The sequence below is a fragment of the Pectobacterium sp. CHL-2024 genome (genome assembly GCF_044751765.1).
GTDB lineage: Bacteria > Pseudomonadota > Gammaproteobacteria > Enterobacterales > Enterobacteriaceae > Pectobacterium > Pectobacterium brasiliense.
This window is the reverse complement of the sequence record NZ_JBIXKO010000001.1, coordinates 852639-878024: the sequence shown is the minus strand read 5'-3', so window position 1 is coordinate 878024 and position 25386 is coordinate 852639. Positions and strand designations below refer to the sequence as shown.

The window sequence follows — 25386 nt, the reverse complement described above, 5'->3', positions numbered from 1 at the left end:
CTCATGAAAACAACTCCTTTTCTGACTAGACTCACGTCTTTCTCTGTAGGTACGGTATTTCTTGTTGGTTTAGTGCCATTCACCTATGCGGAACAGTTGCCAGCGGTGCCGCAGATTGATGCTAAAGCCTATATCCTGATCGATCACCACAGCGGCAAAGTGCTGGCGGAAAGCAATGCTGATGAGCGTCTTGACCCTGCCAGCCTGACAAAGATTATGGCGAGCTATGTGATTGGGCAGGCGATCAAATCCGGTAAAATTCGTCCGACGGATGAAGTGACCGTCGGAAAAGATGCCTGGGCAACCGGTAATCCGGCGCTGCGTGGCTCGTCGCTGATGTTCCTTAAGCCGGGCGACCGTATCCCCGTTTCTGAGTTAAATAAAGGCATTGTCATTCAGTCCGGCAATGATGCCAGCATCGCGCTGGCGGATTACGTCGCGGGTAGTCAGGATGCGTTCGTTAGCCTGATGAACAATTATGCGAAGGCACTTAACCTGACCAATACGAATTTTCGGACCGTGCACGGTCTCGATGCGCCGGGGCAGTACAGCACCGCACGTGATATGGCGCTGTTAGGGCAGGCGCTGATTCGCGATGTGCCGGAAGAATACGCGTTGCACAAGGAAAAAGAGTTCACTTTCAATAATATTCGCCAGCCTAACCGCAACCGTCTGTTGTGGAGCACTAACCTGAATGTGGACGGTGTGAAAACCGGCCACACCAGCGGGGCAGGACACAATCTGGTGGCTTCAGCCACCGAAGGCAATATGCGCCTGATTTCCGTGGTGCTGGGCGCGCAAACGGATGCCATTCGCTTCCGTGAAAGTGAAAAACTGCTCACCTGGGGCTTCCGCTTTTTCGAAACGGTAACGCCTATCAAGACGGATGCGCCTTTTACTACGCAGCGGGTCTGGTTTGGTACTGAGAAAGAGGCACGACTCGGCGTCGCACAGGATGCTGCGCTGACCATTCCGAAAGGGCAAATGAAGAACCTGAAAGCCAGCTTTACGCTAAATCAGCCGCAGCTTGCCGCACCACTGACCAAAAATCAGGTTGTCGGCACTATCGACTTCCAACTGGACGGTAAGAGCATCGGGCAGCGCGAACTGGTCGCGATGGATGATATCCCCGAGGCTGGTTTCTTTAGCCGCCTCTGGGATACGGTGATGATGAAGGTTCAGCAGTGGTTCGGTGGATTATTCAGTTAATTTCCGGGGTGGATTAACTGAATGCCGTTGTTGGAAAAATAACGTAAGTAGGCGTCGCTCGGGGCGCTGTCGGAAATGACGGTATCAAACAGCGTCATCGGGCCAATGCAGGCACGTTTAATCTGACCGAACTTGCTGCTGTCCGCCACAAGAATGATTCGCTGTGCGGTTGCCATCGCGCGTTGCTTCATGCCCAGTTCGGCAAAGTTAAAGCAGGTGGCTCCCGCGCTCAGTTCGATACCCGCCGCAGAGATAAAGGCTTTGTTCGGACAGACGTTGTCCAGCTCACTTCGCTGGCTGAGCGGGGTAAAAATCGCGTTATCTGGATGGTATTCCCCGCCGCACAAAATCACTCTGCACGCCTTTTTTTCCTGTAGTGCTAAAAAGGTGTTCAGGGAATAACAAATCGCGGTAAAGGGCAACTCATCAGAAATGGCATCAATGATGAAAGGAATTGTGGTGCCACAGTCGAAAAAAACGGTATCGTTTTCTTCCACCAGATAGGCAGCTGCAGTACCGATAGCCTGCTTCTCTCTTACGTGCTTGGTCTGCTGGTCGGAGACAAAATAGTTCGTGGCGCCGTTATTCTTCAGGTCGCTAACCACGTAGCCGCCGAGCAGCATGACGCTGGTGGAATCGGCATTCAGATCGCGGCGCACGGTCATCTCGGACACGCCGAGTAGCTGTGCGGCGTCTTTAAGATGGAGTTTATCGGTTTTCTTTAATGCCTGAGCCAGTCTGCCGATGCGTTCGTCGCGCCGCGTTTCCATAAAATTCCCTGCTAGTAAGCTATTTTTGTTGTTAGTAGTTTCCTGCTGCGGCAGCTTCACCTGAAACGATAGCGACGCCTGAACTGGTGCCGATACGCGTGGCGCCTGCTTCAATCATACGCTGTGCCGTTTGGCGATCGCGAACCGCGCCGGATGCTTTGACACCCATGTCCCTGCCGACGGTGCTGCGCATCAGTCGAACGTGTTCTTCACGAGCACCGCCCGTGCTGAAACCGGTAGACGTTTTGACGAACGCGACATCCAACTGACGACACATTTCACACACCAGAACAATCTGTTCGTCATTAAGCAGACAGGTTTCCAATATTACCTTCAACGGTATAGCGGCGCAAACCTCACGCACGGCCTGAATATCCGCTTTGACGGCAGCAACATTCCCGCTTTTCAACCAGCCAACGTTAATCACCATATCAATTTCTTGCGCACCGGCATCAATCGCCGCTTTCGCCTCAAAAGCTTTGCTGGATGTCAGGCCTGCACCAAGAGGGAAACCGATAACAGAACATACCTGTACTTCCGTGCCTTTCAGCTTTTCGGCCACCAGAGGAACGTAACCTGAGTTAACACAGACGGCATAAAAACGGTGAGCGATCGCTTCATCGCACAGGGTGGCGATTTGCTGTTCGGTGGCATTGGCTGCCAACAGTGTGTGGTCGATATAGCGAGCGTAGTCAGTCATGGTAAATCCTTGGAGGTGGAGATAAGAAATCAGATAGCGTGATTATGACACTCAATGATTTTAATGTCACAAAAATAACAATAAAATTAATTTTTGTTATTTTAATAACAAAAAATGAAGTGAATGTGATAACAGACGCATGAAGAGTAAGAAGGTGAGGTGTTTTGGCTAACGTAGAGCGGAAAAGAAAACGCCCATCGTTCTTGAACCTGAAAGGCGGGAACGATGGGCTCCTCAATAAGGGGAATCAAAGAAAAGCAGTGGCACTTATTCAGACTGTAGGGCAAAGAAAAAGTTCTGGCTTTGAGAAAATAATATTGACGATTTTTTACACTTTCTCAGCCGGGCAGTTCAGGCCAGATAACCACGATCAGTGAACCTGCTAAGGTGAGTAGCACGTTAGCGATAGCATAGGTACCCGCATAGCCGAGCGCAGGGATGTTACTGCGTGCTGTATCGCTGATAATTTCCATCGCGGGGGCACAGGTTCGTGCACCCATCATGGCACCAAACAGCAGCGCACGGTTCATTTTCAACACATACGCACCAAACAGAAAGCAAATCACCACCGGCAGCAGGCTAACGATCAGCCCTGAAACCAGCATCTGAATACCAACCTCGCCCAGGCTGCTGTTGATGGTGCTACCTGCACTCAGGCCAACGCCAGCCATAAAAACCATCAGACCGAATTCTTTGACCATGTTAAGCGCGCCTTGCGGAATATAGCCGAAGGTCGGATGGTTGGCGCGCAGGAACCCCAGCATGATACCGGCGAACAATAATCCAGCCGCGTTACCGATGCCAAAGGTGAAGTTGCTGAATTGGATGGTGATCAGCCCGACCATCACGCCGATGACGAAAAAGGCGCAGAAGGCCAGTAGGTCTGTGACCTGGCTATGAATAGAAATGAAGCCGATTCTGTCAGCAATGCTTTTTACCCGGCGGGCGTCACCGCTGACCTGCAAGACATCGCCTTTATTCAGCACGACGTTATCGTCAATCGGCATTTCAATTTGGCTACGGACAATACGGTTGAGGAAACAACCGTGATCGGTCAGCTTCAATTGGCTCAGGCGTTTGCCGACGGCATTGTGGTTCTTGACGACAATCTCTTCCGTTACGATGCGCATATCCAGCAAATCGCGGTCGAAAACTTCCTTGCCATCGCGGAAATTGGAGTTCAGGCGAGAATGGGCGTCGGGATAGCCGACCAGCGCGATCTCATCGCCGATTTGCAAGACGGCGTCACCATCCGGGTTAGCCAAAATCCCGTTGCGTCGGATACGTTCGATGTAGCAGCCAGTCTGGCGATAAATCCCCAGCTCGCGCAGATTCTTGCCATCCGCCCAGTCAACCAATTCCGGCCCGACACGATAGGCGCGAATCACTGGCAGGTACACTTTTCTCTGGCTGTCTGGGTCTAATCCTCGCTCGCGTGCAATCTGCTGAGCGCTGGTAGGCAAATCCTGATGCTGGAGTTTGGGCAGGTAGCGTGCGCCAAAAATGAGGCTGACCAGCCCGACCAGATACGTCAGCGCATAGCCCAAACTCAGGTGATCTTGCTCGATACCGAGCTGATTACCCAAGCTGGCAGTGTTACGCAGCGTGTCGCCCGCACCGACCAGCACCGGCGTTGAAGTCATGGACCCGGCCAGCATCCCCGCCGTCAGGCCAATTCCCCAACCAAAGAATTTCCCTAAGCCTAACGCCAGTAACATAGCACTGCCGACCATCACCAGAGCTAGCATGAAATAATTCTTTCCGTCGCGGAAGAAAATAGAAAAGAAATTTGGCCCAGCTTCCACGCCCACGCAAAAAATAAATAACATAAAGCCGAGGCTCAGCGCTTCGGTATTAATCGAAAAATGCTGTTGGCCGAGTAATAAAGAAACAACTAAAACTCCAATGGAATTACCGAGTTGTACTGGCCCGAGGCGCAATTTCCCCAGACAGAGTCCTAATGAAAGAACCACGAATAAAAGTAAAATGTAATTCCCATTTAACAAATCAGCGACGTTTATATTCATGGAATGTAACTTGTTGTTTACCAGTAAGTTCTTGATGTTATTCATTATAGCGGCTAGATTTAGCCATGAAATGCATGAATTCCCGTGACGGTATCAATACGCGTCAGCTGAAAGGAATCAGCCTCGTTCAGTATAATTTATCCGATAAAAATTGTTCAGTGTAATTATTGTTTAATTTAATGATTGTGGTGTCGCTGTTGAAGAAATGCGCTGGGTTATCGTCTTTTTCTGTGGACAGCCTGCGTGTCGAATAAATCGTAGCGAAGCCTCATGTTTTTCATATCGGGGAATAGATACACCAATCATTTTTACCATGCCGCATATTTTCGGTATCTGGTTGAGGCAGGTTGGGAGGCATATTGAGTGGGGGCGATTTATGGCAAGAAATAAAGGCTGGGTTGGTGCGACCTGCTGTTTTTTATTGTTCACCGTCGTGTTTCTGAGTCAAAAGATTGAGGCATCAGAGGTTGCGGCGAGTGATGGGCTACGCGGTAGTCCAGGAATGTTGCTTTTTCTGCTGCCCGGCATGGTGGCCTGTTTTCTTTCCGCGCGCGGTCGCCTGCTTTACCCGCTATTTGGCGCACTGGCGGCAATGCCCGTGTGTTTGCTGGTGCTCCACCTGTGGAATACGCCAATGCGCTCTTTCTGGCAAGAGCTGGCCTACGTGATGAGTGCGGTTTTTTGGTGCGTGTTGGGGGCAATGGGCGTGCTGTGTTTGCGGAGTCTTTATCGGCGCTATCTGCGTTGACGGACGCGATTCCGAACCCATAAAAAAGCGCGGACTGTCGCCGCGCTATTGTTTTGTCAGTTCGATGATCTAGGTGTTCTGTCAGTTCGATGATTATGACTGGAACAGAGCCAGATGCTCTTTAGCATAGGCTTCAAAATCGGTGCAGCCGCCGATGTGTTTTTCATCCAGGAAAATCTGCGGTACGGTTTCAACCGGCTTTCCTACCGTCTTGGACAAATCTTCTTTCGAAATGCCTTCTGCGTGAATGTCTACATAGCGGAAGCTGAAGTCATCACGTTGCTCGGCCAATTTCTCTGCCAGTTCTTTCGCACGTACACAATAAGGGCAAGCGGGGCGCCCGAAAATTACAGCGAACATGTAAACTCCTTTGTAAAATTAGAAAAATGTTCTCATTCTTGAAACGTATAGCGTGACGCCCATTACAGACGAGGTCACGGCTAAAAATGTTACGGTTAATGAGGTTACTGCGAATCGCGTCACTATACCGAAATTTATCAATACTATGCCCGCATTCATTGATGAAAAAAAGTAGTCATTACCTGTTACAACGATTTGCTGAAGCTATTAGGTGGTGGGGTAATGCAGATTCCGCCCGAGCTACGATATAATTTCGTCATACTTCAAGCTGCCTATGAGATGTACTTTACCGACTGAAGGATGCCAGTGTGACACCAACGATTGATTTGCTACAGCGCCACCGTTCTATTCGCGCGTTTACGTCTCAGGCCATAACGGATGAGCAACGCCACGCCATCATTAGCGCCGCACAAAGTGCGTCCAGCTCCAGTTTTTTACAATGCAGCTCAATTATCCGTATTACCGATCCTGCCGTGCGTGAAACGCTCGTTCACTATACTGGCGAGCAAGGCTATGTGGCGCAGGCGGCAGAGTTTTGGGTATTTTGTGCCGATTTCCACCGGCATGTGGCGATCTTCCCACAGGCAGAAACCGGGCTGGCTGAGCAATTGCTGATTGGCTGTGTCGATACCGCGCTCATGGCGCAGAATGCACTGACTGCCGCCGAATCGCTGGGGTTGGGTGGGGTATTTATCGGCGGGATCCGCAATCGAATCGCTGACGTGACGCAGTTGTTGCAACTGCCAACGTTAGTTCTGCCGTTGTTTGGTCTGTGTCTGGGGCATCCAGACGCGGACCCCATGCTGAAACCGCGCATGCCAACCGCGATGATGCTGCATGAAAATGTCTATCAGCCGCTCGACCGCGATGTGCTGGCGCAATACGACCAGCAGATGGTGGAATATTATCTGCAACGTACCGGTAGTCGTCGTGAAAGCTGGAGTGAGCACGTGGAACGGACGCTGAAAAAAGAGTTACGTCCATTCATGCTGGACTACTTACATCAACAAGGATGGGCGATACGTTAGTATCCGTAGGATATTTATGAAGATAGCCATTCTGTCTCGTGATGGGGCGTTATATTCCTGCAAACGTCTGCGTGAAGCGGCTGAGGCGCGCCAACACAGCGTTGAGATTATCGACCCGCTTTCCTGCTACATGAATATCAATTCGGCGGCGCCGTCGGTGCATTACCGAGGGCGTCGGCTGGATAAATTTGATGCGGTTATTCCGCGTATCGGTTCACAAATCACGTTTTATGGTACGGCGGTATTGCGCCAGTTTGAAATGCTGGGCAGCTACCCGCTGAATAATTCAGTCGCCATTATTCGCGCCCGCGACAAACTGCATTCGCTGCAACTGCTTGCTCGTGAGGGGATTGACCTGCCGATCACCGGATTTGCTCATTCGCCGGATGATACCGGCGATCTGATTGCGATGGTGGGTGGTGCGCCGCTGGTTGTAAAGCTGGTGGAGGGCACGCAGGGAATTGGTGTGGTATTGGCCGAGACGCGACAGGCGGCGGAAAGCGTGATTGATGCCTTTCGCGGGCTGAATGCGCACATTCTGGTGCAGGAGTATGTGCATGAAGCGCAGGGGAAAGATATCCGCTGTTTTGTGATTGGCAACCGCGTTGTGGCGGCGATTGAGCGACAGGCGAAAGCGGGGGAATTCCGTTCAAACCTGCATCGCGGCGGGTCGGCGAATAAAGTGAAAATTACGGCGCAGGAGCGTGCGATTGCTATCAAGGCGACAAAAACGCTGGGGCTGAATATCGCGGGCGTCGATATATTGCGTGCCGATCGGGGGCCGCTGGTGATGGAAGTCAACGCCTCGCCGGGGCTGGAAGGGATTGAAACGACGACCGGACTCGATATTGCCGGTATGATGATTGAGTTTATTGAGCAAAATACCCAGAGGCGCTTCGCAATATCGGCAACAATAAGCAAAAGTTAGCTTTCTGAAACAGGGGCCGCGCCGTAAAATACGGCGTTCCTTATTTTGGCGTGTAAGCACTGGACAGCGGCGCTATCCGGTACGTCACGTGCCGCGGAACGGGGAAAGCGGGTGGCGGGGCGCTTTTATCATGGCATCGTCGCGCAATATTCCGTAAGCTATGGGCCGTTTTTAACGCTGTTTCTGTTTTAACATCGCTTCTGTGTAAACGGTGTTTTCTTTTCAACAACGCTGTCTGTACGGCGGCAGGTATGAGGCAAACATGATGGATTCACTCATCGTCCCGGATTTGGCTATGCTACGGCGGTGGCTGGATCAACTGAACATTCTGTATTTCGAATGTGATTCCTGTCAGGCGCTCCATCTTCCTCATATGCAAAATTTTGATGGCGTGTTCGATGCGAAAGTTGATCTGGTAGATAACGTGATTCTGTTTTCTGCTCTTGCCGAAGTGAAGCCCAGCGCGTTGATTCCTCTGGTTGGCGATCTGAGCCAAATCAATGCCAGCTCGTTGACCGTCAAGGCGTTTATCGACGTCCAGGATGATAATCTGCCGAAACTGATTGTCTGCCAGTCATTCAGCGTAGCCGCTGGCATGACGTTGGAACAATTCAGACATTTCATGCAGCAGTCCGAAGAACAAATCTCAATGGTGATCCTTGAGGCCGGCGCTAATAATCTGCTGTTTATTGGTGAGGAAGAAGAGGGCTCTGCTGCCAGAGTCACCACCTCTCATCTGCATTGATACGGTTGCTGCCAACGGCAGCAATTGGTTTTACTTATTTTCCTTTCACCGCCATTTATTCTGGTTATTTCGCATTATTGCCAGATATTTCTCTTTGTTTGCCGCTAAACGCCTTCATCACATCGATAAAATGTGAATAAATAATCGTTAAAACCCATTTTTTACGTTCAAGTATGGTGCACACGATGTTGTGGGGTTATGCTTTATTCCTGTAAGACACAGACAGCGGAATCAGGGCTATGTGTGTGTCTGGGCGAATAAAAATCGGTGCATACTCATTCACCGATTGGAGAGCGCGGCAGGACATATTTTGTATCGGAACGATACATACTACTCCCACGAATCACCCCCTTGAATGGAGGAAGGAACGGATGTTCACCCAACGTAAAAAATGGCTATCGGGTGTTGTTACCGGCTTGCTGATGGCCGCGTCCGTCACCGCATCTGCGGAAGAGAAAACGCTGCATGTTTATAACTGGTCCGACTATATCGCGCCGGACACGTTAGCCAATTTCCAGAAAGAAACCGGCATTAAAGTCGTCTATGACGTGTTTGATTCCAACGAAGTGTTGGAAGGCAAGCTCATGGCGGGCAGCACGGGTTTTGATCTGGTGGTGCCTTCTGCCAGCTTCCTGGAGCGCCAGCTCTCTGCGGGAGTTTTTCAGCCATTAGACAAGAGCAAGTTACCGAATTACAAAAATCTGGATCCTGATCTGATGAAGCTGATTGCGCAGCACGATCCAGAGAATAAATATGCCCTGCCTTACCTGTGGGCGACCACGGGCATCGGCTATAACGTTGAGAAAGTCAAAGCCGCGCTGGGTGCCGATGCACCGGTTGACAGCTGGGATCTGGTTCTGAAGCCGGAGAACCTGGAAAAGCTGAAAAGCTGCGGCGTCTCCTTCCTGGATGCACCGGAAGAGATCTTCGCAACCGTGCTGAACTATCAGGGTAAAGATCCAAACAGCACCAAACCGGGTGATTACACCACGTCTGCGACCGACCTGCTGCTGAAACTGCGTCCGAGCATTCGCTACTTCCATTCATCGCAGTACATCAACGATCTGGCAAACGGCGATATCTGCGTCGCAGTAGGCTGGGCTGGCGATATCCTGCAGGCAGGAAACCGTGCGAAAGAAGCGAAGAACGGGGTGAATATCCAATACAGCATTCCGAAAGAAGGCGCGTTGGCATTCTTTGATGTCCTCGCTATTCCAAAAGATGCTAAAAATCTGGATGAAGCCTATGCGTTTCTGGATTACCTGATGAAACCGGAAGTGATGGCGGGAATCAGTAACCATGTGTATTACGCGAGCGGTAATCTGGCCTCCTTGCCGTTGGTAAACGCAGAGATTCGTAACAACCCAGGCGTTTATCCGCCGGCGGATGTGCGTGCCAAACTGTTTACGCTTAAGGTGCAATCTCCTCAGATTGACCGTACGCGTACGCGTGCATGGACTAAGGTTAAAAGCGGCAAGTAGCCTCTTGGATCTGGATAGTGCCCAAGAGCTTGAGGGTTGCTGGTTGTGGCAACCTGATGGATGGGTATAAAACGTGGCAAAGAACAGGCGGATAATCCGCCTGTTCGCGCTCTATATTGTGTCACACTGCTGAATGCAAAAAGCGCCGAATGGCGGCATCTGCGGTGTGGCTTGTTCTGCTTTTGCCGGAGAGCAATGCGAAGTGAATGACGCGATCCCCCGCCCTCAATCAAAACCTCAAAAAGCAGCCACACCGCTGCTGGAAGTGCGTAACCTGACGAAGTCGTTCGACGGTCAGGCCGCCGTTGATGATGTCAGTCTGACTATTTATAAAGGCGAAATTTTTGCGCTGCTGGGGGCATCCGGCTGTGGGAAATCCACGCTGCTGCGTATGCTGGCAGGTTTTGAGCTCCCCACGCAGGGGCAGATTTTTTTGGATGGTCAGGATTTATCATTGGTGCCGCCTTACCAGCGTCCCATCAATATGATGTTCCAGTCTTATGCGCTGTTCCCACACATGACGGTGGAAAAGAATATCGCGTTTGGTCTGAAGCAGGACAAACTGCCGCGTGCAGAAATCAAAGATCGTGTGGAAGAGATGTTGTCGCTGGTGCACATGCAAGAGTTCGCCAATCGTAAACCGCATCAGCTTTCTGGCGGCCAACGCCAGCGTGTTGCGCTGGCTCGTAGTCTGGCGAAGCGCCCTAAACTGCTGCTGCTTGATGAACCGATGGGCGCGCTGGACAAAAAATTGCGCGACCGCATGCAGCTTGAAGTCGTCGATATTCTGGAGCGTGTGGGCGCGACCTGCGTGATGGTAACGCACGATCAGGAAGAAGCCATGACGATGGCTGGCCGTATTGCCATTATGAATCGCGGTAAGTTCGTACAAATTGGCGAGCCGGAAGAGATTTATGAGCATCCGAACACGCGTTTCAGCGCGGAGTTCATCGGCTCAGTCAATATGTTTGAAGGGATCTTGCAGGAACGTCAGGACGATGCGCTGATCATCAAAAGCCCTGGACTCGTGCATCCGCTGAAGGTGGATTCGGATGTCTCGGTGGTCGATGGCGTTCCGGTCTACATCGCGTTGCGTCCAGAGAAAATCATGCTGTGCGAAGAAGTGCCGGCCGACGGTTGTAACTTCGCAGTAGGGGAAGTGGTGCATATCGCCTATCTGGGCGACCTGTCGATTTACCACGTCAGGCTTAATAGCGGGCAAATCATCAGCGCGCAGTTACAAAATGCCTACCGCTATCGCAAAGGCACACCGACCTGGGGAGATGAGGTTCGGCTGTGTTGGGATGCCGATAGCTGTGTGGTTCTGACGGTGTAGCGAGGAAGAATGTCATGACTTTATTTCCCGAACATAACACGGCGGAACCACCGGGCAAGGCCAGACTCTGGTTCCGTGTACTGATGGCGCGTTGGCGTCAAAAACACGGGCGTAAGCTGGTCATCGCGCTGCCATATCTGTGGCTGCTGCTGCTGTTCATGCTGCCGTTCCTGATCGTGTTCAAAATCAGTCTTGCAGAGATGGCGCGGGCGATCCCGCCGTATACCGATCTGGTCTCGTGGCTGGACGGCAAGCTGGATATTTCCCTGAACCTTGGGAACTACCTGCATTTGTTGGACGATCCGCTGTATTTCGATGCCTATATGCAATCGCTTCAGGTTGCTGCCGTGTCGACGCTGTGCTGCCTGCTTATCGGTTACCCGCTGGCCTGGGCAGTGGCGCACAGTAAACCGTCAACGCGTAATATCCTGTTGTTGCTGGTGATTCTTCCATCGTGGACATCATTCCTGATTCGCGTCTATGCCTGGATGGGGATTCTGAAAAATAACGGTATCCTGAATAACTTCCTGCTGTGGCTGGGCGTGATCGATGAACCGCTGGTTATTCTGCATACCAATTTGGCGGTGTATATCGGCGTTGTGTATTCCTATCTGCCATTTATGGTGCTGCCGATCTATACCGCGCTGATGCGTCTGGACTATTCGTTAGTGGAAGCGTCGTTGGATCTCGGAGCGCGACCGCTGAAAACCTTCTTCAGCGTGATCGTCCCGTTAACGAAAGGTGGAATCATTGCAGGCTCGATGCTGGTCTTTATCCCAGCGGTGGGGGAGTACGTGATTCCAGAACTGCTCGGCGGGCCGGACAGCATCATGATTGGCCGTATTCTGTGGCAGGAATTCTTCAATAACCGCGATTGGCCAGTGGCATCTGCCGTTGCCGTCGTCATGCTGTTGCTGTTGATTATGCCGATTATCTGGTTCCACAAACATCAGAGCAAAACGGCGGAGGGTGAGGCGTGAATAATTTACCTGTTGTTCGCTCACCGTGGCGTATTGTGATTTTGGTGCTGTGCTTTACGTTCCTCTATGCGCCGATGCTGATGCTGGTGATCTACTCGTTCAACAGCTCCAAGCTGGTGACCGTATGGGCTGGCTGGTCGGCACGCTGGTACGTCGAGCTGTTCCACAATACGGCGATGATCAGCGCGGTACTCCTGAGCCTGACGATTGCTGCCGCCTCGGCCACGATGGCCGTGATTCTTGGCACGATCGCCGCCGTGGTCATGGTGCGTTTTGGCCGTTTCCGTGGCTCCAATGGGTTTGCCTTTATGCTGACAGCGCCGCTGGTTATGCCAGATGTGATTACCGGCCTGTCGCTGCTGTTGCTCTTTGTGGCATTAGGGCATGCCATTGGTTGGCCCGCGGAAAGGGGAATGCTCACCATCTGGCTGGCACACGTCACGTTCTGTACTGCGTATGTCACCGTGGTGATCAGCGCGCGACTGCGTGAACTGGACCGTTCGATTGAAGAAGCAGCGATGGATCTGGGCGCGAACCCGCTCAAGGTATTCTTCATTATCACAGTGCCGATGATTGCTCCTGCGCTGCTTTCCGGCTGGCTGCTGGCGTTTACGCTGTCGCTGGACGATCTGGTTATCGCCAGCTTCGTGGCAGGGCCCGGCTCGACAACGTTGCCAATGCTGGTGTTCTCCAGTGTCAGAATGGGCGTTAATCCACAAATTAACGCATTGGCTTCCCTGATATTGTTAGTCGTTGGTATTATTGGGTTTATCGCCTGGTGGTTTATGGCGAGGGCAGAAAAGCAGCGCTATCGCGATATGCAAAAAGCGAGACGCGGCTGATTCGATCTCTCACCGTAATTTGTTAGCCTAGCGAAGATGACCAGCAACGCCGCCAGAGTATGGGGGCGTTGCTGTTTTGTATGGCAATCAAGTTTTGTATGACTATCAAGTTTTATATTGGCATCAGACGTTATATTGATGCTGTATTTTTGGCGGGTAAATACCGCATGAAGGGAGAGCGTTGAAATTCTGTATATGAAGAAGGAAATAACACAACGCAAAGTTTATGCCCCGGTGCCTGTGATGGTGGCGGGGATTGCGATTATTGCTACCCGCGTTTTGGGGATTTTGCTGCTTGTCTGGGAGCTAGGGTTCAGCGATTTGAGCGGCTGGATTGGCAGCAATGCAGAAGCCTGGGATTCAACACTGGTGCTACTGCTGTCACTGGTTGTCGTCGGTGTTGAAATTCGCTGTGGTTTTGCCGTTTTGGCCGGAGTGAACTGGGGACGATGGGGGTATGTGGTCTGTCAGGCCGTCGTGGTGTGTTACCTGCTGCTGGCATCGCTGAGTGAATTTATGCCAGCGATATTCCATATCTCAGGAGAAAACAACGCTGCCGTGCTGCATCAACTTCTGTTGCAAAAGATCCCAGATCTTCTGGTGATTGTTTTACTGTTTCTGCCACGACGCAGTAAGCGTTTTTTTCTGCGTCAGAAATAGACATTTCTCTCTTATGGGCCACTCTGGCTGAAGGCGTCGCCCATAAATCGGCAAAAGGTCGCAGGGTGACGCCGTCAGGGTGATATAATCCTCGCATTCCGTATTATTTTAATAGTTAGATTTTTATGCATTGTGCCCGCTACAGCACGGGAACCTGTCGTTCCTGCCAATGGTTGGAAAAAGCCTACCCGCAGCAATTGTCTGATAAGCAGCAACATCTTGAAGGTTTGCTGCAACCGCATGCCGTGCAGTGCTGGTTGCCCGTGCAGCCTTCTGCCCAGTCTGCCTTTCGTAATAAAGCCAAAATGGTGGTGAGCGGCAGCGTGGAACGCCCGCTGCTGGGAATGCTACATCGTGATGGAACGGCGGTGGATCTCTGCGATTGCCCGCTTTATCCGTCCAGTTTCGCACCGATTTTCGACATACTTAAAGTCTTCATCGCTCGGGCGGGACTGACGCCTTATAACGTGGCTCGACGCCGTGGGGAGCTGAAATACCTACTGCTGACGGAAAGTACGCAGCACGGTACATTCATGCTGCGCTTTGTCTTACGCTCGGAAACCAAGCTGCCACAGCTGCGTGCCGCATTGCCTTGGCTACAGCAGCAGTTGCCACAGCTTGAGGTGATATCCGTCAATATTCAGCCCGTGCATCAGGCGATTATGGAAGGGAAAACGGAGATTATCCTGAGTGACGCTGCCGCGCTGGCTGAACAGTTTAATCAGGTGCCGTTGTATATCCGTCCGCAAAGTTTTTTCCAGACGAACCCGCAGGTGGCAGCCGCGCTGTATGCGACGGCTCGCGATTGGGTGGCAGAGCTGAATATTACCAGTATGTGGGATCTGTTTTGCGGGGTAGGGGGTTTTGGCCTGCACTGTGCATCATCGGAGATGCGTCTGACGGGGATTGAAATCAGCGCCGAGGCGATAGCCTGCGCGCGTCGCTCTGCGGAACAGTTAGGGTTGAAGCAGGTAGAGTTTCAGGCACTGGATTCAACGCAGTTTGCGACCGCTAAAGCGGAAATTCCAGATCTGGTATTAGTCAACCCGCCACGCCGCGGTATCGGCAGCGAACTGTGCGCCTACCTGAGCCGCATGGCACCGGACTATATTCTCTATTCCAGCTGTAACGCTGAAAGCATGGCGAAAGACATGACGGAATTGGCGAATTATCGCGCGCTACGCGTACAGCTATTCGACATGTTCCCGCACACGGCACATTACGAAGTGCTGACGTTATTGAAGCGTGAGGATGGCTAAGGCAAAGTCAGGACATCTGAATACTTTATTTACGGTGTTGCCACAGTTGGCGTAAAAAATTGCGCTGAGGTGGGCGTGGCCGCCGGATGAGCGGCATGGACGCCGCGAAAGTCTGCGCCGCGTAAGGAACGCGTCGCAGACGGTCCGAACAGCGGATACGAACGCCGAAGGTACCGCGCAGCGGCGCAATTCACGCCATCAAAGCCAGTGGTCAAGGCGCTGCGGCGTTTGAGCGCGCCTTGTCGGGCGTGTGATGAAATGACATAGAAATGCGGTAATCAATACGCACGAAATCTTTGAACTATCTGACATGGAATGTAGAGGCGTTTTATAACGCGGTGCATTCACACCGCGCAGATCAAACCTTATTGCGGGAACCACTTGTCGTTGATGGTTTTATAAGTGCCGTCCGCTTTGATGGCGTCCAGCGCTTTATTCAGTTTCTCCAACAGCGCTTTGTCATCGGGGCGAACGGCGATGCCCAGCCCAGTGCCGAAGTATTCCGCGTCAGTCACATGTTCGCCAACCGTTGCCAGTTCAGGGCTCGCCTTGATCCACTCGTTGACGACAGCGGTATCACCGAATACACCATCAATACGGCCATTTTTCAGATCCAGTACCGCGTTCTGGTAGCTGTCATAAGAAACAGTTTGCACTTCCGGGTGCTTATCATGCATGTACTTCTGGTGCGTCGTGCCGTTTTCCATACCAATGCGTTTGCCCTTCATCGCGGCAAAGTCGCTGAATTTCCCTTTTTGCGCGATAACCACGGCGGAGTTGGCATAGTAAGGCTGCGTGAACGCGACCTGCTTGCTGCGCTCTGGCGTGATGTCCATACCGGAAATCACGGCGTCATAGCGACGGAATTTCAGCGCAGGGATCAGGCTGTCAAACGCCTGATTGGTGAATGTACAGGTCGCCTGCATTTGCTTACACAGCGCTTTCGCCAGATCCATATCGAAACCGACGATTTCGTTGCTGGCATCCAGTGACTCAAATGGCGGGTAGGTAGCTGATGATGCAAAACGTATGGTGTCTGCGGCGGTGGCGCTGAAGGCGATTCCTGCCAGTAACGTGGCGAGCACTAATTTTTTCATTACCTACTCCTGTCTGTTTTTCTTATAGGATAACTGTGCGGAAGGGTTCCGACGTCATGGCGATTACCATGCCATTAATTGAATTTATATGCAATTAAAATGATTAATAAGTCGATTTATTGCATGTTTTTACGTCAACAACGGCCCGTAAGGAGGACGGTCAGGGATGGCACGCCATAAAAAAAGCAGGCTATCAAAGCCTGCTTTCTAAGTGGATACATGCAATAAGCATTAATTGCGGCGTTCGAATGCCAGCGAACGACGCTCAACCCAGCGCATCAGTAGTGTCAGTAACCCGTTGACGCACAGGTAGATAATCCCAGCGGCACCAAACACCATCACATCATACGTCCGGCCGTACATCAGCTGGCTGTAGCCCATCACTTCCATCAGCGTGATGGTGTAAGCCAGTGAGGTACTCTTAAACACCAGCACCACTTCATTTGAATAAGAAGACAGCGCACGTTTAAACGCAAATGGCAGCAAAATACGTAATGTCTGCTTCTGATCCATGCCCAACGCGGCACAGGATTGCCACTGTCCGGCAGGAATCGCTTTTACCGCACCATAGAAAAGCTGCGTAGTATAAGCCGCGCTATTGAGCGCCAGTGCCACCATCGCACACAGCCACGGTTGTGAAAGCAGATTCCACAGCCAGGGGATTTGCTGGATAGAGGTAAATTGCCCAGGGCCGTAGTAAATCAGGAAGATTTGCACCAGCAGCGGCGTACCGGTAAACAGCGTAATGTAGCCTTTCGCCAACAGCGAGATGACCGGCGTTTTGAGCGTCAGTACCACAGTCAGCAGCAGCGATAACACCAGCGCCACGACGATGGAGACCGCCGTCAAGGTCAGGCTGGTGTGCAGGCCTTTTACAAGCTCAGGTAAATAAGCGAGCATCAGGAAGGCCTCCGCTCAAAACGCGTGGTGCGCAGTTCAATGCGTTTCAGCACGTACTGACTTAACAACGTAATAATCAAATAGATCGCCGCCGCGACAACGTACCAGGTGAATGGCTCCTGCGTCCGTGTCGCAATGCTTTTGGTTTGCAGCATCAAATCGTTCACGCTGATCAGCGACACCAGCGCGGTATCTTTCAGCAATACCAGCCACTGATTGCCTAATCCTGGCAGGGCGTGACGCCACATCTGCGGCATGATCAGACGGAAAAAGATCGCGGCTTTACTGAGTCCCAGCGCCTGACCTGATTCCCATTGCCCTTGCGGGACGGCTTTCAGCGCGCCGCGCAGCGTTTGGGATGCGTAGGCGGCATACAGCAGCGCCAGCGCAATCACGCCGCACAGGAATGGGCTGATTTCAAACATGCCGATATCCAGTTTTACCGGAATCTGCACGATGAAGAGATTCAGGGTAAATCCGTCTGCCAGCATCATCAGCAACTGAGAAGAGCCGAAATAGATGAACAGCACGACCAGAATTTCTGGCAGGCCGCGCAACAGCGTCACGACTGCGGTTCCCGTCCAGCTAACGGCTTTCCAGCGGACAGTTTCCCAAACGGCAAACAGCATCGCCAGCACGAGGCCGAGCACCAGTGCACAAACGGCAAGGCCGACGGTCATCCCGGCGGCGCTTGCAAGAGGTTGAAATTCAATCATTGAGCGTCAGATTACTGCTGGAACCATTTTTTGTAGATGGTCTCGTAAGTGCCATCCTGCTTGATTTTGTTGAGCGCAGTGTCGAATTTTTTCAGCAGCTCATCGTTGTTCTGGCGCACGGCGATGCCCAGACCGATACCGAAGTAACCTTTATCCGTCACTTTCTGACCCACGGTTGCCAGCGTATCGTTCTGTTTCAGCCATTCGTTAACCACGGCGGTGTCACCGAACACGGCATCCAGACGACCATTTTTCAGGTCCAGCACGGCATTCTGGTAGCTGTCGTAAGGCACGGTTTTGATATCGTTATGCTTTTCCATCAGGTATTTCTGGTGGGTGGTACCATTCTGTACGCCAACGCGTTTGCCCGTCAGCGCGGCGATATCGGCCACTTTCCCTTTCTGGGCAATAAACTGAGCTGAGTTGTCATAGTAAGGCTGGGTGAACGACACCTGCTGCTGACGCTCAGGGGTAATGTCCATTCCCGCGATGACGGCTTCGAAACGGCGGAATTTCAGGCCGGGGATCAGGCTGTCGAAGGCCTGATTGCTGAACGTACAGGTCGCCTGCATTTCTTTGCACAGCGCATTGGCCAGATCGATATCAAAACCTTGGATTTGGTTATTGGCATCGACAAATTCGAACGGAGGGTAGGAGGCTTCGGTTGCGAAACGGATGGTATCTGCGGCGTTAGCAGAGACGGCACCAACGGCGAATAAGGCTGCAACAATCAATTTTTTCATTATCATTTTCCTGATAGTAATCAATGTGACAAATAACCAGCGAATTCAGGCGTCTGCGGCTGGGTAAAGTGCGTCGCATCCCCTTGTTCAACGATGCGGCCGTTTTCCATATACACCACACGGCTTGCCGTTTTACGGGCAAATTCAACTTCGTGGGTCACAATCACCTGCGTAATGCCAGTTTCTGCCAATTCACGGATGATGTTGACGACCTGAGCGGTAATTTCTGGATCCAGCGCGGCAGTCGGTTCATCAAACAGGAGAACCTGAGGTTCCATCATCAGCGCACGGGCAATCGCGACACGCTGTTGCTGTCCGCCAGAAAGATGAAGAGGGAAGCGATCGGCAAAGTCATTGAGGCGCAGGCGCGTCAGCAGCTTGTCTGCTCGCGCTTTCGCTTCTTCTTTACTCAGCCCCAGCACGCGGCAGGGCGCTTCGATCAGGTTCTGCACTACGGTCAGATGCGGCCACAAATTATATTGCTGGAACACCATCCCGACATTCTGACGCAATTCACGGATCGCGCTGTCGGATGGCGTGCGCTGAAAATCAAACTGATTACCGGCGATGGAAAGCTTGCCAGAACGTGGCATTTCCAACAGATTAAGAACGCGTATCAGCGAACTCTTTCCCGCACCGCTGGGACCAAGAAGCACCAGCGTTTCACCCGCAGGACAATCGAGGGTGATATCAAATAGCGCCTGGTATGTGCCGTAGAAACAGTTAATGCCGTTTAGTTGAATACTCATGCGTAAGAATTGAATAGACATTGATGCGGCGAATGTTAACGTCGGCAGAATAGTTATGCAATCACCGTGGGTTAAAATTTGCCAATAAGCGATTTGTTGGTTAAATAATAGCACAAAATAGTGACTTACGGCTGAGCACGTGCTTTCTCATCGCGAGGCCAGCAGAGCTGCGCCTTATATAGCCAATAGCAGTGAAAGGAGACGACATGCAATTATCCACTACGCCGAATCTGGAAGGCTTCACCATTACTGAATATTGTGGCGTCGTGACCGGCGAAGCCATTCTGGGTGCGAACATCTTCCGTGACTTTTTTGCCAGTATCCGCGATGTCGTCGGCGGCCGTTCCGGTGCCTATGAGAAAGAGCTGCGTAAGGCGCGACAGATTGCGTTTAAAGAGTTACAGGAGCAAGCCGAAGATTTAGGGGCGAATGCCGTGGTAGGCATCGATCTTGACTATGAAACCGTCGGGAAGGACGGCAGCATGCTGATGGTGACCGTTAGCGGCACCGCAGTAAAGGTTCGCCGCTAGTGGCTTATACTCGTCATACTTCAAGTTGCCAGAGACGGTGTGAAAAAGCGGTGGAACAACGATGTTGAAATGGATGCTCTGCATAGCGCTGGGGCTGTTGGCAGGTTGCCAATCAGCCTCTTCGTTGAAAGAACAGAATAATTATGTGCTGGAGACCGCATTGCAGTCGCGGGCTCAGGAGTCTCGCATCCGCTTTTTAGTGATTCATTATACGGCGGAAGACTTTGCCACCTCGCTGAATATTCTGACGGATGATCACGTCAGCGCGCATTATCTGGTTCCAGCACATCCACCTTTGCAGCACGGTAAGCCACTTGCCTGGCAACTGGTGCCGGAATCTCAGGCTGCCTGGCATGCGGGAGCCAGTAGCTGGCGTGGATTTAGTCGACTGAATAATTCGTCGATTGGCATTGAGATCGAAAACGCGGGCTATCAGCGCACGCTAACCGGCTATACGTGGGAACCGTTTACCGCTTCGCAAATTCAGCTCGTGACCGCGATCGCCCGGGATATCGTTGATCGCTATCAGATTGCGCCGCAGAACGTGGTGGCGCACAGCGATATCGCCCCACAGCGCAAACAAGACCCCGGGCCGCTCTTCCCCTGGAAAGCGCTTGCGCAAGCGGGAGTGGGTGCCTGGCCGGATGCGCAGCGGGTAGCGCTCTATTTGAATGGACGTCAGCCGTTGCAGCCAGTGGATGAAGCGGTTCTGCTGGAAAAACTGGGGCGCTATGGCTACTCGGTGCAGGACACGATGACTGTGCGTGAGAAGCGGCAGGTGATTGCCGCTTTCCAGATGCATTTCCGTCCTGAGAACTATCAAGGCCAGCCCGATGCGCAGAGTGAAGCGATTGTCGACGCGCTGCTGGAGAAATACGGCAGCCGCTAAATCACTTCCTTCTCTGCCAGTTTCGCAATACGCGCCGCCATGCCACGGAAGATAAACAGATGAGCCGGCATCATCAGGAACCAGTAGACCAGCCCGTTGAACCCGGAAGGGTGCCAGCGGGCGCGGACGTCCACGGTTCGGTGAGTGCCTTTGTCCGTGATAGTAAAGTTGAGTTTCCCCAGCCCCGGTGCTTTCATGCCGAATAGCAGCACCAGCTGACGCTGTGGCTTGATCGAGATAACCTTCCAGCCGTCAATCTTGTCGCCCACTTCCAGCGTCGGGCGCTCGGGGCGTCCATAAGTCACGCCGTTACCGCAGAGATCGTCCAGCCGGGCGCGGATGTTCCACAGTGTATTCGCGTAAAAATAGCCTTCCTTCCCGCCGACTTGCTGGATGACCTGCCAGAGCGCCTGACTGGACGCGGGCGTCTCCATCGTATGGCCCGCCTGTTTAGGGTAAAAGCCATAATTCGGCTTCCAGCGCGCGCGCACCTCGGTGTCATCGCCCCAGTCGGCCTGCTGTACGCTCTCCATTTCGCTTTGCAACGTGAGGTGCACGGCGTCATCAAAGCTCATCAGCGTTTGTGGGATTAATGCCTGCAATTCGCGGCCATCGGCCTGTAAGTCGTGTTTTAGCCCCTGAATTAGGGCGCGGGCGATGGAGGGGGGAACCGAGGTCACCAGATGCAAGAACCAGACAGACACCAGATGCGTCGGCATGGGAACGGGGATCAGCAACCGGCGCTTGCCGCTGATCTGAATGAAACGCTCGAACATGGTCTGGTAGCTGATGTATTCGGGGCCTGCGGCATCCATGATGCGGTTTTCTGTCGCGGGGTGCTGTGCGATGCCGATCAGATACACCAGCAGGTTTTCCAGCGCAATAGGGGATGATTTAGAGCGCACCCAGCGCGGCGGCGTCAGTATCGGCAGGTTATAGACCATATCGCGCATGATCTCGAACGCCGCTGAACCGGTCCCGATAATAATGCCCGCACGCAGCTCTGTGACGGGAATACCGCTGCTGCGTAAAACATCTCCCGTGATCTGGCGTGCCTGCATGTGCGGTGAGGTATCGTCTTTCGCCTGAAGCGACCCCAGATAAATAATCTGTTTTACGTTGCTGGAAGCCAGTGCCAGCAGCAGGTTCATGGCGGTCATCCGTTCTCTTGCGACGAAGTCCGCGCCGTCGCCCATGCTGTGCACCAGATAATAGAGTGTTTCTGCGCCCCATAGGCCATCAGGCAAACTTTCTGGCTTAGCGAGATCAACCTGTTGGCAGTCGACGCCCGGCCAATGCCGTGACGCGAGGGATTCGATATTCCGACCGGCAGCGATGACTCGGTTGCCTTGTTTGCTCAAGCGCTCGGTTAAATGGCGGCCAATGTAGCCAGTTGCGCCCAGAATCAGGATCGGGGCTGAGGGGGATGTCATGTGCCAGTGGCTCCACAGCAAAATATAACCATGGCTTACTATAATCTGGAAAAGATAAATCGGGAAAAGACAAATCAGGAAAAGATAAATCGGCAAAAGATGAATGGGGAAAGGGCAAAAGCGATGAAAACTATGGCGTTAATATTCGCCTGAAACCCAGCGTCATTTAACATGACCTACCTGCCCGATAGCCGAGGCTACCTGCCCGATAGCCGAGGCTACCGGACAGAAGGGGGTAAAACGCGGGCGTATCAGGCCAGAACGGTGTCGCCTTGCAGCTGGCAACTACAGGCCAAAACATAGCCTTGTTCGATCTCGGCTGGTGTTAGCGTCATGGTACTGCTGGTGGTGTAATTACCGGATAGCACGCGGGTTTTACAGCTCCCGCAAACACCGGCGCGGCAGGCGGCGACAACCGGCACCTTATTGGCTTCCAGTGCGGCCAGCAGACTGATGCCTACCGGAACGCGCAGGTTTTTCAGCGGACGGCTGATGGTCAGCGTGAGCTGATCGGCATCGTCATCCAGTGCTTCATCTGCCGGGCGGAACTGTTCTTTGAAGATGCGGTTTGAGGCAACGCCAAGCTGCTGACTCAGAGTTTCAATCTGGTTCATGTACGGTGCCGGGCCGCAGGTCATCACGGTGCGGCTGGCGATATCCGGCACGTGTTCGACCAGCAGGTCGCCGCTGATACGTCCCGAAAGGAAACCGGGCGCAGCGTCAAACTCTGCCATCAGCGTCAGATGCAACTGCTGCGGATAACGCTGCACCAGATCCTGCCATTCTTTGGCGAAGATCACCTGCAGCGGATTGCGCACGTTGAAAATAACGTGGATATCGGTTTGCGGTTTGTTTGCCAGCAGCCAACGACACATCGACATAATCGGCGTGACGCCACAGCCTGCCGCCGCCATCAGGTAGCGATCGCTGACCGCGTTGGCGCAGGTAAACTCGCCTTGTGCATCAGACAGCCACAGATAATCACCGACTTTCAGCGCTTGGGTCAGCCAGCGGGAACCGACACCGTCGTCCAGTCTTCTTACCGTCAAGGTAATAAAACGGCTGAGGCCCGGTGAAGAAGAAATCGTATAAGCCCGTAGCGTCTCCGCGCTGTTGGCAATGCTGACTAACGCATACTGACCCGGCTGATACGGATAAAAATCATGATTAACCAGTGAAATCGTCCAGACATCAGGCGTTTCCTGAGTAATCGAATGTACCTGCATGCGGTTAGAACACAGCGGTGTCGGCCCAATCTGTAGTGCGGGCATGGTCATAATCAATCTCCATAACAAACGGGTACGGTGAAGCGTGTAAAAATGGCGGCCCATAAGACAGTGGGCTTAGCGTGAGGCATCAATGCCGACACCTCACGCTGCGTGACGAGGAACGCGCTCCTCCGTCCGCATTGATTCATCAAGCGGCCAGAATGGTGTTCATATCCTGCTCAACGGTGGTAATCGCTCGCATACCGAATTTGTCGTTCAGAATGGCAAGCAGGTTGTCCGTCAGGAAGCCCGGTGCCGTTGGCCCGGTGTAGATATTCTTCACGCCGAGGGACAGCAGGGTGAGAAGGATGACAATCGCTTTCTGTTCAAACCAGGACAGCACCAGACTCAGCGGCAGGTCGTTCACGCCACAGCCCAGTTTCTCCGCCAGCTTAACGGCCAGAATAATGGCCGCGTAGGCATCATTACATTGACCGACATCCAGCAGACGTGGCAGGCCTTCCAGCGTACCGAAGTCCAGTTTGTTGAAACGGTATTTACCACAGGCCAGCGTCATGATCAGGCAATCTTGCGGAACGTTCAGCGTAAAGTCCGTGAAGTAGCTACGTTCTTCACGGCTACCGTCACATCCGCCAACCAGGAAGACGTGACGCAGCTTTTTCTGTGCAACCAGATCGATGACGGTATCCGCGGCGCTCAACAGCGTTTCACGACCAAACCCGACGGTGATCATGTGCTCGATTTCGCTGTATGGGAAACCAGCCAGACCCTGTGCCTGTTCGATAACCGGGCTGAAATCGTCGCCTTCCAGGTGGTTCACGCCCGGCCAGCCTACGATGCTACGCGTCCAGATGCGGTCGCCGTAGTTGCCCACGTTTGGATCGATAATACAGTTGGAGGTCATGACGATTGCGCCAGGGAATTTGGCAAACTCAGTCTGCTGGTTCTGCCAGCCGCTGCCGTAGTTGCCTGCCAGATGCTTGAATTTTTTCAGCTCTGGGTAACCGTGTGCAGGCAGCATTTCGCCGTGGGTATAAATATTCACGCCGGTGCCTTCGGTTTGCTCCAGCAGCATGCGCAGATCTTTCAGGTCATGACCAGAAATCAGAATCGCTTTACCCGCAATTGGGCGGACGTTAACGGAGGTCGGCTGTGGATGGCCGTAAGCATGGGTCTCGCCATGGTCAAGGATCGCCATAACGTTGAAGTTCATTTTACCGATGCCCATTGCGTTGTTCAGCAGGGTGTCAACATCGGATGGCTGTGTGCCCAGCCATGCCATGAAAGCATGATATTCGGCATAGATCGCGTTGTCATACTGACCGAGAACGTGGGCGTGCTCCATATAAGCTGCCGCACCTTTCAGGCCGTAAAGGTTAAGCATGCGCAAGCCGTGAACGTCGTCACCAACGCTGGCTTTATCGCTGTCCAGCGCAAAATCTGCCGCCTGTTGCAGTAAGGTCGGAATATCGTTACCTGCCAGTTGCAGGGCTGCCATTGGGTGATCGACGGTCACGGTAGCATCGTGCAGACGGCAGCGAACAGCCAAAGACTCACGCAGTGTAATGGCTTCCTGTGCGTAGCCAATAATGCGCTGAGAATCGAAGTTAACGTTGGTCAACGTAGAGAAGAAGGCGCGTGGCGCAAAGCTGTCGACATCGTGATCGATGATATCCAACTCACGGGCTTTCAGCGCCCAGGCAGAAAGCCCTTGCAGCACAGCGACCAGCAGGTCTTGCAGGTCGGAGGTTTCTGCGGTTTTGCCGCACATGCCCTGCGCGTAAGAGCAGCCGTTTCCAACAGGGGTACGAATCGTTTGTTCACATTGCACACAAAACATAATGACTTCCTTTTTTAAGTTGCATTTAAAATGCTTGTTTAAAGCATAGTGTTAGCCGAGGCAGGTAAAAAGGCTTTTTTACTGCAACTTTAGGTAAATTTGATTTAGCGCAAGTTTGGTGATGGGCAATGAAAATCACTCTCAATCACAGCCCATAAACGAGGGGGAAAACGGTGTTCAGTGTGCG

General features: G+C 52.6%; 25 protein-coding genes. 13 read left to right on the top strand and 12 right to left on the bottom strand.

Annotated features, from left to right (window positions below):
• Positions 1 to 3 precede the first annotated feature (3 nt).
• The gene (locus ACIPUG_RS03905) at positions 4 to 1209 is read left to right on the top strand and encodes a serine hydrolase (protein ID WP_400337366.1); all 1206 of its coding nucleotides are present in this window, start codon (positions 4 to 6) and stop codon (positions 1207 to 1209) included.
• On the opposite strand, the gene deoR is transcribed toward ACIPUG_RS03905, so the two are convergent.
• From deoR to ACIPUG_RS03890, 3 genes are all read right to left on the bottom strand, one after another.
• On the bottom strand, positions 1206 to 1979 hold the full coding sequence (gene deoR, locus ACIPUG_RS03900) for a DNA-binding transcriptional repressor DeoR (RefSeq protein WP_400337364.1): 774 nt from the start codon (positions 1977 to 1979) through the stop codon (positions 1206 to 1208). The genes ACIPUG_RS03905 and deoR overlap by 4 nt on opposite strands.
• Positions 1980 to 2010: 31 nt before the next feature.
• Positions 2011 to 2679: a deoxyribose-phosphate aldolase gene (gene deoC / locus ACIPUG_RS03895; protein WP_400337362.1), complete on the bottom strand. Its 669-nt coding sequence runs from the start codon at positions 2677 to 2679 to the stop codon at positions 2011 to 2013.
• A gap of 338 nt (positions 2680 to 3017) precedes the next feature.
• On the bottom strand, positions 3018 to 4706 hold the full coding sequence (locus ACIPUG_RS03890) for an aspartate:alanine antiporter (protein ID WP_010277302.1): 1689 nt from the start codon (positions 4704 to 4706) through the stop codon (positions 3018 to 3020).
• Between the two features lie 376 nt (positions 4707 to 5082).
• Between ACIPUG_RS03890 and ACIPUG_RS03885 the strand changes: the two genes are divergently transcribed.
• Positions 5083 to 5454, top strand: a complete 372-nt coding sequence (locus ACIPUG_RS03885; protein ID WP_039509094.1) for an inner membrane protein YbjM — start codon at positions 5083 to 5085, stop codon at positions 5452 to 5454.
• Positions 5455 to 5547: 93 nt separating this feature from the next.
• On the opposite strand, the gene ACIPUG_RS03880 is transcribed toward ACIPUG_RS03885, so the two are convergent.
• Complete coding sequence (locus ACIPUG_RS03880) at positions 5548 to 5814, bottom strand: GrxA family glutaredoxin (RefSeq protein WP_010277298.1); 267 nt, start codon at positions 5812 to 5814, stop codon at positions 5548 to 5550.
• Positions 5815 to 6122: 308 nt separating this feature from the next.
• Here ACIPUG_RS03880 and nfsA point away from each other — a divergent pair, with 308 nt between their 5' ends.
• The 9 genes from nfsA (at position 6123) to rlmC (ending at position 15073) form a co-directional block, all read left to right on the top strand.
• A complete protein-coding gene (gene nfsA, locus ACIPUG_RS03875; protein ID WP_400337359.1) occupies positions 6123 to 6842 on the top strand; it encodes an oxygen-insensitive NADPH nitroreductase in 720 nt (239 codons plus the stop codon).
• 16 nt (positions 6843 to 6858) lie between these two features.
• Positions 6859 to 7770: a 30S ribosomal protein S6--L-glutamate ligase gene (rimK, locus tag ACIPUG_RS03870; protein WP_014915049.1), complete on the top strand. Its 912-nt coding sequence runs from the start codon at positions 6859 to 6861 to the stop codon at positions 7768 to 7770.
• 265 nt (positions 7771 to 8035) lie between these two features.
• A complete protein-coding gene (locus ACIPUG_RS03865) occupies positions 8036 to 8515 on the top strand; it encodes a YbjN domain-containing protein (RefSeq protein ID WP_039275494.1) in 480 nt (159 codons plus the stop codon).
• Between the two features lie 371 nt (positions 8516 to 8886).
• Positions 8887 to 9996, top strand: a complete 1110-nt coding sequence (gene potF, locus ACIPUG_RS03860; protein WP_014915052.1) for a spermidine/putrescine ABC transporter substrate-binding protein PotF — start codon at positions 8887 to 8889, stop codon at positions 9994 to 9996.
• A gap of 202 nt (positions 9997 to 10198) precedes the next feature.
• Positions 10199 to 11332 (top strand): putrescine ABC transporter ATP-binding subunit PotG, encoded by a 1134-nt coding sequence (gene potG, locus ACIPUG_RS03855; protein ID WP_039501328.1) that lies wholly within the window; start codon positions 10199 to 10201, stop codon positions 11330 to 11332.
• 14 nt (positions 11333 to 11346) lie between these two features.
• Positions 11347 to 12312 carry a putrescine ABC transporter permease PotH gene (gene potH, locus ACIPUG_RS03850; protein WP_400320901.1) on the top strand — a complete coding sequence of 322 codons (966 nt, stop codon included), beginning with the start codon at positions 11347 to 11349 and terminating at the stop codon, positions 12310 to 12312.
• A complete protein-coding gene (gene potI / locus ACIPUG_RS03845) occupies positions 12309 to 13154 on the top strand; it encodes a putrescine ABC transporter permease PotI (RefSeq protein ID WP_010277277.1) in 846 nt (281 codons plus the stop codon). Before potH ends, potI begins: the two co-directional genes overlap by 4 nt.
• A gap of 207 nt (positions 13155 to 13361) precedes the next feature.
• Positions 13362 to 13814 carry a YbjO family protein gene (locus ACIPUG_RS03840; protein ID WP_039509103.1) on the top strand — a complete coding sequence of 151 codons (453 nt, stop codon included), beginning with the start codon at positions 13362 to 13364 and terminating at the stop codon, positions 13812 to 13814.
• Between the two features lie 125 nt (positions 13815 to 13939).
• Positions 13940 to 15073 (top strand): 23S rRNA (uracil(747)-C(5))-methyltransferase RlmC, encoded by a 1134-nt coding sequence (gene rlmC, locus ACIPUG_RS03835; RefSeq protein WP_400337357.1) that lies wholly within the window; start codon positions 13940 to 13942, stop codon positions 15071 to 15073.
• 365 nt (positions 15074 to 15438) lie between these two features.
• Here rlmC and artJ (ACIPUG_RS03830) read toward each other — a convergent pair whose 3' ends face one another.
• The 5 genes from artJ (ACIPUG_RS03830) to artP all read right to left on the bottom strand — a co-directional run bounded on the left by artJ (ACIPUG_RS03830) (position 15439) and on the right by artP (position 19278).
• A complete protein-coding gene (artJ, locus tag ACIPUG_RS03830; protein ID WP_010277268.1) occupies positions 15439 to 16170 on the bottom strand; it encodes an arginine ABC transporter substrate-binding protein in 732 nt (243 codons plus the stop codon).
• Positions 16171 to 16401: 231 nt separating this feature from the next.
• The gene (gene artM / locus ACIPUG_RS03825) at positions 16402 to 17070 is read right to left on the bottom strand and encodes an arginine ABC transporter permease ArtM (protein ID WP_010277266.1); all 669 of its coding nucleotides are present in this window, start codon (positions 17068 to 17070) and stop codon (positions 16402 to 16404) included.
• Complete coding sequence (gene artQ, locus ACIPUG_RS03820; protein ID WP_010277263.1) at positions 17070 to 17786, bottom strand: arginine ABC transporter permease ArtQ; 717 nt, start codon at positions 17784 to 17786, stop codon at positions 17070 to 17072. The genes artM and artQ overlap by 1 nt, the downstream gene beginning before the upstream one ends.
• A gap of 11 nt (positions 17787 to 17797) precedes the next feature.
• Positions 17798 to 18529: an arginine ABC transporter substrate-binding protein gene (artJ, locus tag ACIPUG_RS03815; RefSeq protein WP_203450360.1), complete on the bottom strand. Its 732-nt coding sequence runs from the start codon at positions 18527 to 18529 to the stop codon at positions 17798 to 17800.
• Positions 18530 to 18549: 20 nt separating this feature from the next.
• Complete coding sequence (gene artP / locus ACIPUG_RS03810) at positions 18550 to 19278, bottom strand: arginine ABC transporter ATP-binding protein ArtP (protein WP_280927623.1); 729 nt, start codon at positions 19276 to 19278, stop codon at positions 18550 to 18552.
• A 206-nt stretch (positions 19279 to 19484) separates the two neighbouring features.
• Here artP and ACIPUG_RS03805 point away from each other — a divergent pair, with 206 nt between their 5' ends.
• Positions 19485 to 19808 carry a heavy metal-binding domain-containing protein gene (locus ACIPUG_RS03805; protein ID WP_014915058.1) on the top strand — a complete coding sequence of 108 codons (324 nt, stop codon included), beginning with the start codon at positions 19485 to 19487 and terminating at the stop codon, positions 19806 to 19808.
• A gap of 61 nt (positions 19809 to 19869) precedes the next feature.
• Entirely contained in the window at positions 19870 to 20697 is an 828-nt protein-coding gene (locus ACIPUG_RS03800; RefSeq protein ID WP_400337355.1) for an N-acetylmuramoyl-L-alanine amidase, read from the top strand.
• Here ACIPUG_RS03800 and ACIPUG_RS03795 read toward each other — a convergent pair.
• From ACIPUG_RS03795 to hcp, 3 genes are all read right to left on the bottom strand, one after another.
• Positions 20694 to 22130, bottom strand: a complete 1437-nt coding sequence (locus tag ACIPUG_RS03795) for a DUF2867 domain-containing protein (RefSeq protein ID WP_400337353.1) — start codon at positions 22128 to 22130, stop codon at positions 20694 to 20696. The genes ACIPUG_RS03800 and ACIPUG_RS03795 overlap by 4 nt on opposite strands.
• 251 nt (positions 22131 to 22381) lie before the next feature.
• A complete protein-coding gene (gene hcr / locus ACIPUG_RS03790; RefSeq protein ID WP_094371378.1) occupies positions 22382 to 23407 on the bottom strand; it encodes an NADH oxidoreductase in 1026 nt (341 codons plus the stop codon).
• 139 nt (positions 23408 to 23546) lie between these two features.
• A complete protein-coding gene (gene hcp / locus ACIPUG_RS03785) occupies positions 23547 to 25199 on the bottom strand; it encodes a hydroxylamine reductase (RefSeq protein WP_039287019.1) in 1653 nt (550 codons plus the stop codon).
• Positions 25200 to 25386: the final 187 nt, after the last annotated feature.